This window comes from Planococcus sp. NCCP-2050, from assembly GCF_023708025.1.
Classification (GTDB): domain Bacteria; phylum Bacillota; class Bacilli; order Bacillales_A; family Planococcaceae; genus Planococcus.
On the sequence record NZ_BRCX01000001.1, the window covers coordinates 1,593,789 to 1,606,543 of the forward strand.

General features: G+C 45.8%; 19 protein-coding genes and 1 riboswitch. Of the genes, 4 read left to right on the top strand and 15 right to left on the bottom strand.

The features are described 5' to 3' along the window. Positions 1 to 2 precede the first annotated feature (2 nt). A riboswitch (SAM riboswitch) is annotated at positions 3 to 104 on the bottom strand. A gap of 71 nt (positions 105 to 175) precedes the next feature. The 5 genes from NFU07_RS07860 to NFU07_RS07880 are packed head-to-tail and all read right to left on the bottom strand — an operon-like array spanning position 176 to position 4,308. Further along, a complete protein-coding gene (locus NFU07_RS07860; RefSeq protein ID WP_251476479.1) occupies positions 176 to 1,384 on the bottom strand; it encodes an ABC transporter permease in 1,209 nt (402 codons plus the stop codon). Beyond that, complete coding sequence (locus NFU07_RS07865; RefSeq protein ID WP_251476481.1) at positions 1,377 to 2,309, bottom strand: ABC transporter ATP-binding protein; 933 nt, start codon at positions 2,307 to 2,309, stop codon at positions 1,377 to 1,379. The genes NFU07_RS07860 and NFU07_RS07865 overlap by 8 nt, the downstream gene beginning before the upstream one ends. A 22-nt stretch (positions 2,310 to 2,331) precedes the next feature. Further along, positions 2,332 to 3,177, bottom strand: a complete 846-nt coding sequence (locus NFU07_RS07870; RefSeq protein WP_251476483.1) for an ATP-binding cassette domain-containing protein — start codon at positions 3,175 to 3,177, stop codon at positions 2,332 to 2,334. Positions 3,178 to 3,180: 3 nt separating this feature from the next. Continuing rightward, positions 3,181 to 3,570, bottom strand: a complete 390-nt coding sequence (locus NFU07_RS07875; protein ID WP_251476492.1) for a GntR family transcriptional regulator — start codon at positions 3,568 to 3,570, stop codon at positions 3,181 to 3,183. A gap of 15 nt (positions 3,571 to 3,585) precedes the next feature. Beyond that, entirely contained in the window at positions 3,586 to 4,308 is a 723-nt protein-coding gene (locus NFU07_RS07880; RefSeq protein WP_251476494.1) for a hypothetical protein, read from the bottom strand. A gap of 328 nt (positions 4,309 to 4,636) precedes the next feature. Between NFU07_RS07880 and NFU07_RS07885 the strand changes: the two genes are divergently transcribed. Next, entirely contained in the window at positions 4,637 to 5,161 is a 525-nt protein-coding gene (locus NFU07_RS07885) for an RNA polymerase sigma factor (protein WP_251476495.1), read from the top strand. Further along, positions 5,148 to 5,945: a hypothetical protein gene (locus NFU07_RS07890; RefSeq protein WP_251476496.1), complete on the top strand. Its 798-nt coding sequence runs from the start codon at positions 5,148 to 5,150 to the stop codon at positions 5,943 to 5,945. Before NFU07_RS07885 ends, NFU07_RS07890 begins: the two co-directional genes overlap by 14 nt. Positions 5,946 to 6,030: 85 nt before the next feature. Here the strand turns inward: NFU07_RS07890 and NFU07_RS07895 are convergent, their stop codons facing one another. Next, positions 6,031 to 6,792 carry an MBL fold metallo-hydrolase gene (locus tag NFU07_RS07895; RefSeq protein WP_251476497.1) on the bottom strand — a complete coding sequence of 254 codons (762 nt, stop codon included), beginning with the start codon at positions 6,790 to 6,792 and terminating at the stop codon, positions 6,031 to 6,033. Positions 6,793 to 6,909: 117 nt separating this feature from the next. On the opposite strand from NFU07_RS07895, the gene NFU07_RS07900 reads away from it, so the two are divergent. Further along, positions 6,910 to 7,320: an Lrp/AsnC family transcriptional regulator gene (locus NFU07_RS07900; RefSeq protein ID WP_251477158.1), complete on the top strand. Its 411-nt coding sequence runs from the start codon at positions 6,910 to 6,912 to the stop codon at positions 7,318 to 7,320. Positions 7,321 to 7,348: 28 nt separating this feature from the next. Here NFU07_RS07900 and NFU07_RS07905 read toward each other — a convergent pair whose 3' ends face one another. Beyond that, positions 7,349 to 7,768, bottom strand: coding sequence for a hypothetical protein (locus NFU07_RS07905; RefSeq protein ID WP_251476498.1), 420 nt, complete (start codon positions 7,766 to 7,768; stop codon positions 7,349 to 7,351). Between the two features lie 24 nt (positions 7,769 to 7,792). After that, positions 7,793 to 8,275, bottom strand: a complete 483-nt coding sequence (locus tag NFU07_RS07910; protein WP_235197500.1) for a DUF2975 domain-containing protein — start codon at positions 8,273 to 8,275, stop codon at positions 7,793 to 7,795. Positions 8,276 to 8,549: 274 nt separating this feature from the next. Here NFU07_RS07910 and NFU07_RS07915 point away from each other — a divergent pair, with 274 nt between their 5' ends. After that, complete coding sequence (locus NFU07_RS07915) at positions 8,550 to 9,005, top strand: YehR family lipoprotein (RefSeq protein ID WP_251476499.1); 456 nt, start codon at positions 8,550 to 8,552, stop codon at positions 9,003 to 9,005. Positions 9,006 to 9,111: 106 nt separating this feature from the next. On the opposite strand, the gene NFU07_RS07920 is transcribed toward NFU07_RS07915, so the two are convergent. From NFU07_RS07920 to NFU07_RS07950, 7 genes are all read right to left on the bottom strand, one after another. Next, positions 9,112 to 9,768, bottom strand: coding sequence for a zf-HC2 domain-containing protein (locus NFU07_RS07920; RefSeq protein WP_251476500.1), 657 nt, complete (start codon positions 9,766 to 9,768; stop codon positions 9,112 to 9,114). Then, complete coding sequence (locus NFU07_RS07925; protein ID WP_251476501.1) at positions 9,755 to 10,249, bottom strand: RNA polymerase sigma factor; 495 nt, start codon at positions 10,247 to 10,249, stop codon at positions 9,755 to 9,757. Before NFU07_RS07925 ends, NFU07_RS07920 begins: the two co-directional genes overlap by 14 nt. A gap of 121 nt (positions 10,250 to 10,370) precedes the next feature. After that, complete coding sequence (locus NFU07_RS07930) at positions 10,371 to 10,589, bottom strand: hypothetical protein (RefSeq protein WP_251476502.1); 219 nt, start codon at positions 10,587 to 10,589, stop codon at positions 10,371 to 10,373. Between the two features lie 58 nt (positions 10,590 to 10,647). Further along, entirely contained in the window at positions 10,648 to 11,103 is a 456-nt protein-coding gene (gene yiaA, locus NFU07_RS07935) for an inner membrane protein YiaA (RefSeq protein WP_246807833.1), read from the bottom strand. A 154-nt stretch (positions 11,104 to 11,257) separates the two neighbouring features. Then, positions 11,258 to 11,608 carry a hypothetical protein gene (locus NFU07_RS07940; RefSeq protein ID WP_251476504.1) on the bottom strand — a complete coding sequence of 117 codons (351 nt, stop codon included), beginning with the start codon at positions 11,606 to 11,608 and terminating at the stop codon, positions 11,258 to 11,260. Between the two features lie 134 nt (positions 11,609 to 11,742). Further along, positions 11,743 to 12,342 carry a DUF2812 domain-containing protein gene (locus NFU07_RS07945; RefSeq protein WP_235197506.1) on the bottom strand — a complete coding sequence of 200 codons (600 nt, stop codon included), beginning with the start codon at positions 12,340 to 12,342 and terminating at the stop codon, positions 11,743 to 11,745. After that, complete coding sequence (locus NFU07_RS07950) at positions 12,329 to 12,652, bottom strand: PadR family transcriptional regulator (RefSeq protein WP_251476506.1); 324 nt, start codon at positions 12,650 to 12,652, stop codon at positions 12,329 to 12,331. Before NFU07_RS07950 ends, NFU07_RS07945 begins: the two co-directional genes overlap by 14 nt. Positions 12,653 to 12,755 lie beyond the last annotated feature (103 nt).

Here is a 12,755-nt window from a genome sequence, read left to right on the forward strand (position 1 = left end):
TCTTCTTATCTTCAAGCTTGAACGCTTTTGGAATTAGCACAGTACTTTGCAGTCTGTTGCTGAGGCTTCAAAGGGCCAAATCCCTCCACCTCTCTTGATAAGAAAGTTATATTCAATTAGTTATTCATAATCCTACAATCGGCCAAGTGAAAAGTCAATCTATTTTGAATTCTTTTTAAGCGCGAATCCATTTCCAGATTTCGCCCGGTGTTGCGTTCTTGCCGTACATGAGAATTCCGGTCTTGAAGACTTTTCCGGCAAGCTTCATGAAGACCCAGACGCTGATGGCGAGAATGGCGACAGCGATGCCGATTTCCACCCATGGCCATTCTTCAAGGAGCGATAGGCGCAAGATCAAGACTCCCGGTGATGTGAACGGGATGTAGCTTCCGAGCTGTGCCCAGAATCCGCTCGGGTCGCTGAATACAGGACCGATGAACAGGAACGGACTGAACGGCAGCATCATCACAAGACCCTGGAAGTTTCCGGCGGTCGAGATGTCGGCCATGGTGGCGCCGATGCCGACAAACAGTGCAGCATACAAGAGATAGCCGAGTACCGCAATCAGCAGCAAGACGGCCAGTTCCGGCACAAGCAAGTATTCCATGATCGGCATATCGATTTTCCACAGCAGCACCGGCAAGATGATCGCAACATAGACGATCAGCTGGATGATGCCGAGGACGAAATAGCCGATGATCTTGCCTTGCATCAAATCGGCCGGCGTCAAAGACGACAGGATGATTTCGGCGATTTTGTCTTTCTTCTCCTGAGACGCGCTTTGAAAGATCGCCATACCCGTGAAGACGATCGACAGCATGACGACAGCAGCGAAAGCGCCTGGAATGATTCGTTCGAGCATCTCTTCGCTGAACAGTCCGCCATCTTCCGCTTCAACGGAAGCGTCTTCAAAGACGATGCCCTGCGCGACCATTCCCGCTTCTTCCGGCGTCAATCCAAGCTGTTCGATCTGCATCATCTGCAGCGGACCGCTCAGCACTTGGACTTCCTCCATGAAACCCGAATCGGTATCTTCGTTTGTATAGACCGTGACTTTGCCGTTTTCAACCGACTGTTCGTTGATAAAGACGTATGCGGCATCTTCTTCTACTTCAAGCGCCGCTTCCGCTTCCTGTTCGGCGATTTGCGTTTCTTCCAGCTGCCATTCGGTTGAGGCTGCAGCGGCTTCCAATTGTTCGTAGACTCCAAGCTCGTCGTTGACGTAGACTTTCGTTGCAGCCGATTCGTCGTCTGAACGGAACAGGTCCGGCAGCAAGAAGAAGGCCAGGAAAATGATCGGTGTCAGAAACAAGCCGATGATGAACGATTTACTTTTCATATTGCGTTTGATTTCCCATTTGGCGACTTTCATCGTGTTACGCATGTGTTTCACCCGCTTCCTTCAAAAGATTCTTGTCAGTGGCGATGTCGATGAAGATTTCGTGCAGCGAGATGCGGTCGATCGACAGTTCCTGGATGTCCAGTTCCGCCGGCAGATTCTTCAGCCAGACGGCCGGCTGCACATTCCGCGACAGATACAGCACCGCGATTTCCCCGTTTTGTTCAACCCGTTCCACTTCCGGCAACCCTTCAAGCAGGCTCCGGCTGTTCACGCCGTTGATTGTGCATTTGAAGTTGGCGTATTCCCTTTTCACTTCGCTGAGCGTCCCGTAGATCACTTTCGTTCCACGGTGGATTAAAAACAGACGGTCAGCCATTTCTTCGACCAGATTCATCTGGTGCGAAGACAAGAGAATCGCTGTGCCTTTTTCCGCAAGGGAACGAATTTCTTCCTTGAACAGCTCCTGGCTGACCGGGTCAAGCCCTGAAAACGGCTCATCGAGAATCAGAAGCTCCGGTTCATGGAGAATCGATGCGATAAACTGCACTTTCTGGCCCATCCCTTTTGACAGTTCTTCCACGGCGACTTTGTCTTTTCCTTCAAGCCCGAACTTTTTTAAATACTCGAGTGCCCGTTCTTTTGCGCGGTTTTTCGGATAGTCTTTCAACTCTGCGAGATACAGCAGGATGTCCATAACGTTGACGTTTTTATAAAGGCCGCGCTCTTCCGGCAGGTATCCGATTTTGTTGCGCGGGATTTCTTTGTTTTTGCTGTTGTGGAATGTGATTGACCCCGCATCCGGGTACATGATGCCCATGATGTTTCGGATCGTCGTCGACTTTCCGGCCCCGTTCGGCCCGAGCAGCGCCATGATTTCCCCTTTTTTCACTTCAAATGAAATATTCGAGATGATCTGTTTGTCTTTGAATGATTTGCCTAAACCTTCTACAGCGAGCATCGTCTCCATGTTCTTCATCCTTTCCGGATTGTTATTTCAGCAGCAGGCTGATGATTTCTTCCAGTTCCAATGCTTGGTCATCGAGGACTTGTATCTTTTGCGCCACGATAAACTGTTCTGTTGCATCAGGGTTCTCGCTGATCAGTTGGCGTCCCTCTCGGGAAAGTTCTCCCGGCACCGGTCCATCCGGCATTTCCGTGAGCCAGTAGCGGCGGTAGCCCGCAACCAGCCGGTCTTTCTCGTACAGACCGACGCCTTGTCCGTCTTGCATGAGAAACAGGTAATCTGCGAGTTTCCGCAAATCGTCCGCCTGATGCGTCGTCAAGACGACGGCGCGGTCTTCCGGCTCCATCCAATCAACCAGCAAATCCATGAACTGCTTTTTTGAAGGGATGTCGAGCGATGCAGTCGGCTCGTCCAAGATCAAAATATCTGTTTTGCGCGGCAAAGCGAGTGCTAAGCTCAGCTTCTGCTGCATGCCGGGCGATAATTTGCCGAAGCGCTTTTCGAGCGGGATATCAAAGAGCCGGGTGATGTGTTCAAAAAGCTTGTCGTCCCATTTTAAATAGAGCGGCGCAATGAGGTTTTTCAATTCATTTCCGGTATAGGCGTTCCAGCCGACCTGTTTTTGCGGCTGAAAGGTGATGTGCCGTTTCCAGCTTTCGTCTCCGCCGTCAACCGGTTTGCCGAGGATGCGGATTGCTCCTCCGTCCATGCTGGCGAGGTTCATCATCAGCTTCAGCAATGTGCTTTTGCCGGAGCCGTTGTTCCCGACGAGTGCTGTGATGGTGCCCGCTTCGATTTCAAGGTTTACCGGACCCAGCTGAAAATCGTCCACTTTCTTTCTGGCGTCTTTTAGTTCAATCCATGCTGGCATCTGTCATTCCCCTTTTCCGAGTTTTTCTAGAATCTCTTCAAAGACCGCTTTGATTTCACCGGCCGTGTAATCATAGTCCATGGCGTTTTGGATAGCCCGCTCGAATTCCGCCCGGACCGAAGCTGTCATCGTGTCTTGTTTCATGGTGCCTTGTATTTCTTTTACAAACGTTCCTTTGCCGTGGGCTGTTTCGATAAAGCCCTGTGCTTCCAAATCCTGATAGGCGCGGCGTATCGTAATGACGCTGATTTCCAGGTCTTTCGACAGCGCCCGGATCGACGGAAGCGGCGTTCCGGCTGCGAGATGGCCGCCGGCAATCAAGGCTTTCAGCTGCTTTTCAATTTGATGGTAAATGGGTTCACGAGAATCTTTGGATAAACGTATCGGCAGCAAACTCTAGTCCCCCTCTCACAGGTAATCCGTTTTCTTGATCATTTTCCGCATATCCGCCTGCCAGTATTTCCAGCCGGCGACACTCAAAACAATGGCCACAATCACAGACACCCACGTCCAGTCCGTTGCAAGTGTGATCGTCCAGCGAACAATTCCGTGGTCTGCGAATAAGTAAATCAGTCCGTAGATGGCCGCAATGCCTGCAATCATATAGATAAACGACTTCACAATCGCGCGGGTCTTAAAATTGCCGCCTGCTTCACTCGATGCCATGATGAATCCAACTGCAATCGATAGCGCGAGCCAAATCAGGACGAATGCGATATAGGTGACCGGCGTCATCAGATTCCTGAAATTTTCCGACATCAGCGGCAAACTGATCAGCAAAAGCAGCTGAAACGGAAACGAACAAACGGCATGTACGACAAATCGGCTTTTGATGATGACATCTTTTGGGATGGGGAGCTGCTGCAGCATGACGATCGACGGCGCTGTCCATAAATCCCCGTCCAGCTTCTGCATCTGGAATTCCTTGCTCTTCATCCAAGCTGGGAACAGGAAGAAAATCACCAAGAATAAGAGATCAAAAAACTGAAACTCGCCATCCAGGTAAAGGTCAAACGATGCCATGACGATCAGTGCCATGGCGATATAAAAAACAAAAATCGTGATCAAACTTTTCATCGAGGCTTTCAGCTCAAAAGCTGCCAGCCGGGAAGCCTGTTTCCATTCACTCATTTATATACACTCCTTTTTAACTGTTATACTGTTTATACTCATATACACAGTAACAAATCCTTTTTGGACTTGTCAACCGATTGTGTAAAATAGTTTGACAATTCTTCCGACACGATAAAACCCTCCAGAAAAGAGGGCTCTTTCCTGAAGGGTTCCTCTATTCAACTATGGAAAGCTGCAATATTGCTTGTAAAATATCCGTGTGCAGGCTTACTGTTCTTGTATACTTTGCTAATATGCAAAAAAATAAATTAATTTCCCAAAAACACGACTTTTGATTTTTAATTCCGTCTAACAAGTAGAAAGCTAAATTAGGGGGCGAGATTCCTTGGCCAACGAAAGAAAAGTCGAAATCACTGAGTGGTATCAGCAGCACGGCGATCCGGTCTTCAGATATATCTTGCTGATGGTGCGCGATCATCAACAAGCGGAAGATTTAACACAAGAGACGTTTATCAAAGCATTCCGGTCTTATGACAGCTTTGAACGAAAAGCAAATCCGAAAACATGGCTTTTTCGGATTGCGCATAATGTCACCATTGATTTTATTCGAAAGCAAAAGCCTTTGGAGCTTTTAAAAGAGCTCGTGCTGCTCGGGAAAAGCGCGAACGCGGCACCTGAAGGCATCGTGGAGATCAAGGAGAATTCCACCGAACTTTATGATGCCTTAGGCCAGCTGAAAGCCCCGTACCGGGAAGTCATTGTCTTGAGGAAAATAAGGGAGTTCAGTATCCAGGAGACTGGCGAAATTTTAAGTTGGTCCGAGAGCAAAGTGAAAAACACGCTTTCCCGTGCCCTTTCCGCATTGGAAAAACAGTTGAATAAGGAGGGAATTATCCATGAAAAAAACTGATGGCACACAAAATGCCTTAGACAATCAGTTGAAACAATTGGATCAGGATATCGTTTGGAGCGGGAGCCATAAAGCAAGGCTGCATAGCCGGATTTTATCGAATTTGGATAAGCAGGAATCCAAGACCCGATTTTTCAATGGCTTTAAATTCACCTCCAGTTTAGTGCTGTGCTCCATCCTTTTAGTGGCCGGGATCATTTTCCTTTCGCAAACGCTCCTTCAAGGAGACAGCGGAACAACGACGGGAAATAACACAGAAGAAGAACCTGCCTTGTCAGGAAACGAAGCGGTCGATGCCGAAACGAGCAAAGAATCCATTCAGGCTGTCATTGAAAAAGAATTTGACGGGCCCGATGAGAAGTATAAAGAATTATCGGAAGCGGCAATGGAAGCTCAGAGCAATATCTCAACTCAAGAAGAGTTCGATGCCCTGCAGGAAACGCCGGTATGGCAAAATTATTTAGACTACATGGCGGAGACGTATGCTTCTTACTTCACAGAAAACGGCTATGACAAGTTTTTAAATGCCACTCCTGCTTTTATGTACAGCGGTTTTGAGGGCGACTATGACCTGACAGCGTCGGATATTAAAATCAGCCAAAACGAAAACAACCTGAAAATGTATCAATTCACTTTCCAAGTCGACTACAAAAATGCAGACGGAGAAGTCCAGCCGTATGCGTTCGAAGGCGAAGCCATAGCTTCGGAAGAAGGAAAAATCGAGGAGCTGCAATTTCTGGATAAGGATGGCTTGCTCACCGCCATGAACGAAGACATTTATTGACGCTGCCTTTGGGCAGCGTTTTTCTTTGTCTACTTTCATATACAAAAGAGAATAAGCTGATTAAAGCTTATTCTCTTTTTGCTATTTAGAATGAATAGGAATCCCCGTCATTTGGAATAACCACATTCGAAGCCATGCCTTTTTCTTCCGCAAATCTCTTCAAATCGGCTTTAGAAAGTTTCCAATGGTTGACCGCTTCCATATGAACCGAGAGGATCGTCGCTTCCGGTGCCGCTTTGTGCACTTCGTAGACATCTTCTTCATTCATGACGAGTGAACCGCCTTCAAGGAATTGGTTGTCTCCTGCATTTACTACGATAACTTCGGGGTTGTGGGCATCGATCGTTTTTTCCACTTCTTCATACCAAACCGTGTCTCCGGCAACATAAAGCGTTTTTTCATCTTCATGCTTGAAGACGACACCGCATACATGGCCGGCCATTTTCAGGATTTCGCCTCTGCCGTGTTCGCCTTTTGTTTTGATCAATTGAATGTCTTCAAATACCGTATCTTCCTGAAGAACTTCGATGTTGGTGAAGCCGGCGCCTTCAATCTCGGTTTTGTCCTCTTCATTTTGTGTGAACACTTTTATGTCTTTCGGCAATGCGTCTTTTGCTGCATCGTCCCAGTGGTCCAAGTGGGTATGCGTAACAATTACAGCATCCACGCCTGCAATTACTTCTTCAATTGAAGCGGGTAAGCTCGCCAGCGGATTGTTCTGGTCTTGTCTTGCTGAATTCGGGAAAGGGGGAAGCGTTCCTTTCTCAGATAAAAATGGATCCACTAAAAATTTCTTCCCTGCATAGTCCACAACCAAGGTTGCGTTGCGAATGTGGCGAATGTTCATGATTCCAACTCCTTTTGTTTGATGTCCAACCATTGTATACTAGAGCCCATTCGAATTTATATAGATTAAATAAAGTCTTTTGCCGCTTTGACTTTATTAATAAAAGGAGTTGAAAAAATCTTGGATCAGACGGATTTGCGAATTTTAGACGAACTTTCCAAGAATAGCCGAATCACCATGAAAGAGTTGAGCGAAAAGGTGCATTTAAGCAGCCCCGCCACTTCGGCACGGGTGGAAAAACTGGAAACTGCGGGCATCATTGAAGGCTATACCATTAAAGTAAACCAGCTGAAGATGGGCTGTTTTGTCCATGCAATGATTAATGTCATCATGAAAAGCAACTATCAAGCAGCCTATCTTTCCTATACAAAAGCACAAGCTCCTTTTGTCATTCAGAACTACAAAATCAGCGGAGACAGTTGTTACCTCCTTGAATGCAAATTCCCCTCCAACGAAAGACTCGATGAATTTTTGATTGGATTGAGCGAATTTGCCAATTACAAGTTATCCATCATCATCAGCAAATAATTCTCATTTATAAAAAAACAGCTCGTTTTCAGAGCTGTTTTGTTAGTTGCTGTGTTCTTTTCAGTTGTCCCCTTAATCCTCCGAATAACCCCAGCGCCAGTTGCAGAATGCCTATCGCAAGAAGTTGAACGGTCGGCAAATACCATTCCCCTACCAAAACCGCAGGCATGACGGATGCTGCGAACAGCAAAGCACCCATCATGGCCGTCAGCCCAAATACGTGTTTCGTGTTTTTTACGAATCCCATTACCGCAATCGCTGCATTTCCAACTCCAAAAACCACGATTCCGAATAGCGCTAAGCTCTCCCAGCTGTTAAACGACATACGGCCAGTCCATTCTGGCGGGAATTCCCCAAATATCCCTTCACTAAGCAATATGCTAGTCCCCATATAGAACGCACCCAAAGCCAATAATAAGTTATATCCACTCACATATTTCCTCAACAAATCCATTTCCCCCTTTTCAATCATTCAGACAATCAAATCGTTTTCTTCTTTGATCCGGATCGCGTCCTCCAGCAATTTTTGAAGCACAGCTGCAAAGACTGCGACGACCAGCGAGGCGAAAATGACGACTGCTCCGATCAGCACACCCGGTGCATCATCCGCTTTTGTCAGGAGATAAAAGAATGGCAGCTCAATAGTGAACAGCGCACTGACCGCGACAGCACAGTATTTGATGGTTTTCAGCGCTTTTATGGACAGCTGCGAAAATGCCTGATCCCGGTCGATGAAGCTCAGCAGTTTCAAGGTTTGGAAAAGCGCGATGAAAAACGGGACCATGGCCGCGTACATGCCGATTAGCAATGGATACTGTAATTTTGCCAGCTCCTCGGTTGCCCAGTACGGCGAATCCGGATCGAACCGTGATAAGCCGTAGATGCAGCCGGCAAGAATCGGCATTCCCATGAGGATGATGACGAACTTCAGAAAAAGTGTAGATCCCCTGCTCATGATAAGCACCTCGCTTCGTTTTAATATTGATTTGATTTTATCATCATATTTATCGAAATACAATAAATTAATATTGATTAAGAGAACTATTGTATTGTTTTTTAGGATATCCACTCTTATGCTCGTACATTCCTATTGATTAATTTGAAATTGAAGGCGTTTGTAGTATGCACCAGAAATTCTTCTTGCCGTAGCCCTGTTTTGCCGTTTCAACTTGTTTGAAGAGTGGTATGGTTAAAAATGTAATACATATGATGACATAAGGGGTGCACGAATGAAAAAGTTCAAAGGGGCAATGGCCTTATTGGCAGCAGCAATGCTATTAGCAGCATGCGGAGGAGAAGAAGAATCAACCCGAACATTTGAATTGGAGAATGACGGCGTTGTCACGACGATGATCTACACGACTGAAGGAGACAAAGTAACGAAACAATCGACGGAAAATCTGATTCAGTATGATGTAGCCGGCCTCGAATCGAAAGAACAGGCACAGGAAGTATTCGATCCGTTGATCGAGCAATTCCAAGGCATCGAAGGCATCACGCATAATATGGAATACGACGAAGAAAAAGCAGTGGAAACACTGGAAATTGATTACGAAGCGGTCGATTTTGATGAAATCGAGAATTTGCCGGGCATGTCCTTCAGTGATGACCCGAAAGACAACGGCGTCAGCATGGAAAAGTCCCTTGAAATTCTGGAAAGCCAAGGCTTCAAAGAAGTGGACTAACAAACTGAAATCGGCAAATAAAATAGGAAGAGTAAAAGCAGTGTTTGGGCTTTTTCTCTTCCTATTTTTCAGTTCTGTTAAATCTGTCTCCCGGTACAGCCTGATCTTACTTTTCCCAAATCAAGTCAGCGCGCTTTAGCACGGACTCCCATGAATCTTCGCCTTCTGTTATATCTTCTATGTCGTAATCAGCGTAATAAATTGCATCAACTTTTTCGCTTTCGACAATGTTAAAAGTGTATCCATTTTCGTTAGACGTTTTCTCGGTGTTGATCAAGTTGCGGCTTGGTCCGTCCACCATGGTTTTCGTATAGTAGATAAAGCTGACATTTTTGCTTTCTCCGTCCACTTCAAGTAGCATTGGGTGGGTTTCATAAACTGTCGCATAGCTCTTCCCGTAGTAACGGGCAACCAATTCGCCGCTTTCGCCTTCGATCTGAACGAGATCCCCCGAATACGGAATGACGCTTTCATAATACAACGCGTATGAAAATACCCCTGCTAAGAGAATGGCGGTAGTTAACACGGAAGCCAGGGAAATCATCCATTTTTTATTGCGCCATTTTCTGCGGATGGTTTGGAGCGGTGCAGCATTGTTTTCCGCTGGCAGGATCAGGTCGCGCTTCATCGACTCAACGTCCTTTTGGCAGCTTGGGCAATGCTGCAAATGCTCTTCCACCATTTCTTTTGTATCCGGGCTGATTACCTCATCGACATAGAGAGGCAGTATATCTTGGATGATTGTGCATTTAACTTCTTTCACGGTCCATCTCCTCCATGTATTTTCTAATTTGTTTTCGGGCTCTGTGAAAAGTCACGCGCGCCCATCCTGCACTTTTTCCAAATAGAATTCCGATTTTCTCAAATGGCAGTTCGCCGAACGTCCGCAAGGAAAACACTTCTTTGTACGGCTCTTCCATCGTGTGAAGAAATTGATGGACGATAAACGCGTCGTCCTTATCCATTAAGTGCTTCACTATGTGAATTCCTGTGTTTGGTTCTTCGATTCCTTCTAAGTCGACCTGCCTTTTCTGGTTTTTGTAATGCGAAAAGTATGTATTTTTAGCAATAGCAAAAAGCCACGCCCGAATATCTTGGGATCCATCAAACCGTTCAATGGCCTTTAAGGCCTTAAAAAATGTCTCTTGTGTCATTTCTTCCGCCACTTTTTCATTGCGGCTGAATGATCGGATGTACAAAAAAACTTCTTTAAAATAGCGGCGATAGATTTCCTCAAAGTCCATCCCATTTTCACCCCCTCGTTTATACAACTCCCGAATCCGGATTGTGTTACAACTTTTTTATCTTTTTTTGAATCGCTTCATTTCGGTGGAATAAAAGAATCCGCAAAAAAAGAGTCGGCCCTTATGAGCGACTCCTTTCTTCTTTGCGTTTTTTCCTATGTACGTACCGCCAACCGTAATAGATCACCCAACCAAGCAAAACAATTACCGGACCGAAATATTGGTAGCGGTAGTCCGTATACCAGACAACTAATAGAGCTGCAATTGCGCACGGCAGCATAATATAGCACCATGCCCGAAATTCGATGTTCCGGAAACTCATTTCAAATCGTTCACCCATTTTGTTCACCCCGCTTTGATGAAAAACGCCTAACCATCGAAACAGTTAGGCGTTTTGTTTATTTATCCTGATTTGCTTCTTCGGTATCCCGGACGTTCTTCTGAACCGTGACCACTGCAAACAAGCTCAAGACGAACGAAATGCCGTAAAAGCCTTTTTCGCTCAAAATGATGCTTCCCGCGTTGAACAAGCCGATGGCCATAAGGGCAATCGCAGCAATCAGCGCGAACCAGCTGATGCCGTAATACAAGTTTGTAACCCGGATGCCTTCATCGCGGTCCCGAACAGCTTTCTGCAGCGAAACTGCCGAATAGAGCCCGAGAATCAATAACGCAATGTAATAACCTTTTTCATTCAGTTCCATAGAGGCGTTATATAATCCGATCAAATACGATGACGCACCGATCAGTAGCGCTCCCCACGCAGCCCCTTTGAATGCGCCTGTCGGTTCCCCGAGCCTGCGCGGCGTTCTTGGCTTTTCCGCAAACACTTCTTCGTCTTTATCCCCTAACATATACTTGACCCCTTTCCTTTACAGCTAATACGCTTAGAAAAATCCACCAATTTATTTTCTCTTCTTCCATTTTCTCCCCTGTGAATGGTTCTATTTTATCACAGTTAGACAATTCAAATAACTACCCGGCCGAGAATATTTTCAGCAGACCGGATCATTCTTCCTCTTGGGTTTTCGTTTTTAAATCTTGATACAGCAAACCCAGCAGATTAAGTGCAAACACCGGAATTAAGAAATCTCTATCGCTTGCGAAACTTGGGCTCAAATAATGGTCGAATACAATTGTCCCGGTCAACACCAAAAGGAAGAGCGCGCTTAGGATCATGAAAACAGACTTGCTTATCGATATGTAATTTTTTCGCAGCTGGACAATCAGGTATACGGCCGCGAAAGCCACTAACAGCAAGCGTGTCGCTACTAAAAATTCGTAGCCCCAGTAAAATGTAAGGAGCAAAAACCCTAGAAGCAAGATATCCAATATAATCGAAACTGCGTTTTGTATCATGGGAATCTCCTTTTCCTGCCTTTTCTTTCATTATAGAGCATTTTACAGAATTCTCCTTTTTTATTTTATTGATTCCACATCAATAAAAAAAGAGGAAAGCCAGGCTTTCCTCCTCGAATCCGCATACATTGAACTTAAGTCGTCTTATCCAATTCTTTCGCTTTTTTGTGGTATTTCGAATACACCACCATAAAAGCGATTCCCCAGACCAGGAGCAGCCAAGGCATGCCGAATCTCATTAAGGCAAAAGGGGTTTCAAAAAGAAAGGCAAACAGAAAGTCGCTTCCTTCTTTCTCCCATAATCCCGGTGTGAGGTAGGCGCCTTTTAAACTTTTCGAATAAGAGCCGTTGCCCATGACCGAAAAAGCGATGATCAAGAAAACAAATCCAAACGAGCCGTAATACTCGAGCAGCCGGCGAAGATAAGCTTTTTGCGACGCCTGGTCTGAAAACAGTTCGTCTCTTCCATCAGCCGGTTTGAGCCAGTAATGCAGCCAGTTTCCGCCGAGGTGCTGCCAGCCGTAATCCTCATACAATTCGATATAGCGCTTTTTTGCATCTCTTGTCCGAAAAGTCGGGTAGTCAATGCGGATGACTTGCTCCACAGAAGCCGTTTTTTCGAAATCGTAGATTCCCCAGGCGCTAACGTGTTTGCACAACCAGCCTTTTTTCGCCATGCTGTTCAACCAGTCTTCTTCTTTTTGGATATCCATGAATAATTTAAATTTTTTCATGAGTCAGTCTCCCTTCATAAAGAGAAAGAATATGCTGCAGCCGTCCTTGTTCAATCGTCAAAATTCCTACGCCTTCATCCGTAATCCGGTAGACTTTCCGTCTGGAATCTTCTGCGGGTAAAAGTTCGATCAATTGGTATTTCAGCAGGTTTTCAATCGCTCCATATAACGTGCCTGCCGCGATTCGGACTTCCCCGTTGCTCATCTCTTCCACTTCTTGCATAATGGCATACCCGTGAAGGGGTTCTCTGACGGCCAATAAAATATAGTGCATCGTTTCCGTTAACGGAAGCAGTTTATGCCTTTTCATTTTCCCATCTCCTATACAGTTCAACTATATAGTTCCATTATATACAGTCTAACTATATAGGTCAACTTTATATAAAAAAGACCCTCGAAAAGAGGGCCTTCTG

Coding starts and splice junctions, on each gene's coding strand:
- NFU07_RS07860 (WP_251476479.1), bottom strand. CDS start 1,384: ATGCGTAACACGATGAAAGTCGCCAAATGGGAAATCAAACGCAATATG.
- NFU07_RS07865 (WP_251476481.1), bottom strand. CDS start 2,309: ATGGAGACGATGCTCGCTGTAGAAGGTTTAGGCAAATCATTCAAAGAC.
- NFU07_RS07870 (WP_251476483.1), bottom strand. CDS start 3,177: ATGCCAGCATGGATTGAACTAAAAGACGCCAGAAAGAAAGTGGACGAT.
- NFU07_RS07880 (WP_251476494.1), bottom strand. CDS start 4,308: ATGAGTGAATGGAAACAGGCTTCCCGGCTGGCAGCTTTTGAGCTGAAA.
- NFU07_RS07890 (WP_251476496.1), top strand. CDS start 5,148: ATGAAAAAAACTGATGGCACACAAAATGCCTTAGACAATCAGTTGAAA.
- NFU07_RS07895 (WP_251476497.1), bottom strand. CDS start 6,792: ATGAACATTCGCCACATTCGCAACGCAACCTTGGTTGTGGACTATGCA.
- NFU07_RS07910 (WP_235197500.1), bottom strand. CDS start 8,275: ATGAGCAGGGGATCTACACTTTTTCTGAAGTTCGTCATCATCCTCATG.
- NFU07_RS07915 (WP_251476499.1), top strand. CDS start 8,550: ATGAAAAAGTTCAAAGGGGCAATGGCCTTATTGGCAGCAGCAATGCTA.
- NFU07_RS07925 (WP_251476501.1), bottom strand. CDS start 10,249: ATGGACTTTGAGGAAATCTATCGCCGCTATTTTAAAGAAGTTTTTTTG.
- NFU07_RS07930 (WP_251476502.1), bottom strand. CDS start 10,589: ATGGGTGAACGATTTGAAATGAGTTTCCGGAACATCGAATTTCGGGCA.
- yiaA (WP_246807833.1), bottom strand. CDS start 11,103: ATGTTAGGGGATAAAGACGAAGAAGTGTTTGCGGAAAAGCCAAGAACG.
- NFU07_RS07940 (WP_251476504.1), bottom strand. CDS start 11,608: ATGATACAAAACGCAGTTTCGATTATATTGGATATCTTGCTTCTAGGG.
- NFU07_RS07945 (WP_235197506.1), bottom strand. CDS start 12,342: ATGAAAAAATTTAAATTATTCATGGATATCCAAAAAGAAGAAGACTGG.
- NFU07_RS07950 (WP_251476506.1), bottom strand. CDS start 12,652: ATGAAAAGGCATAAACTGCTTCCGTTAACGGAAACGATGCACTATATT.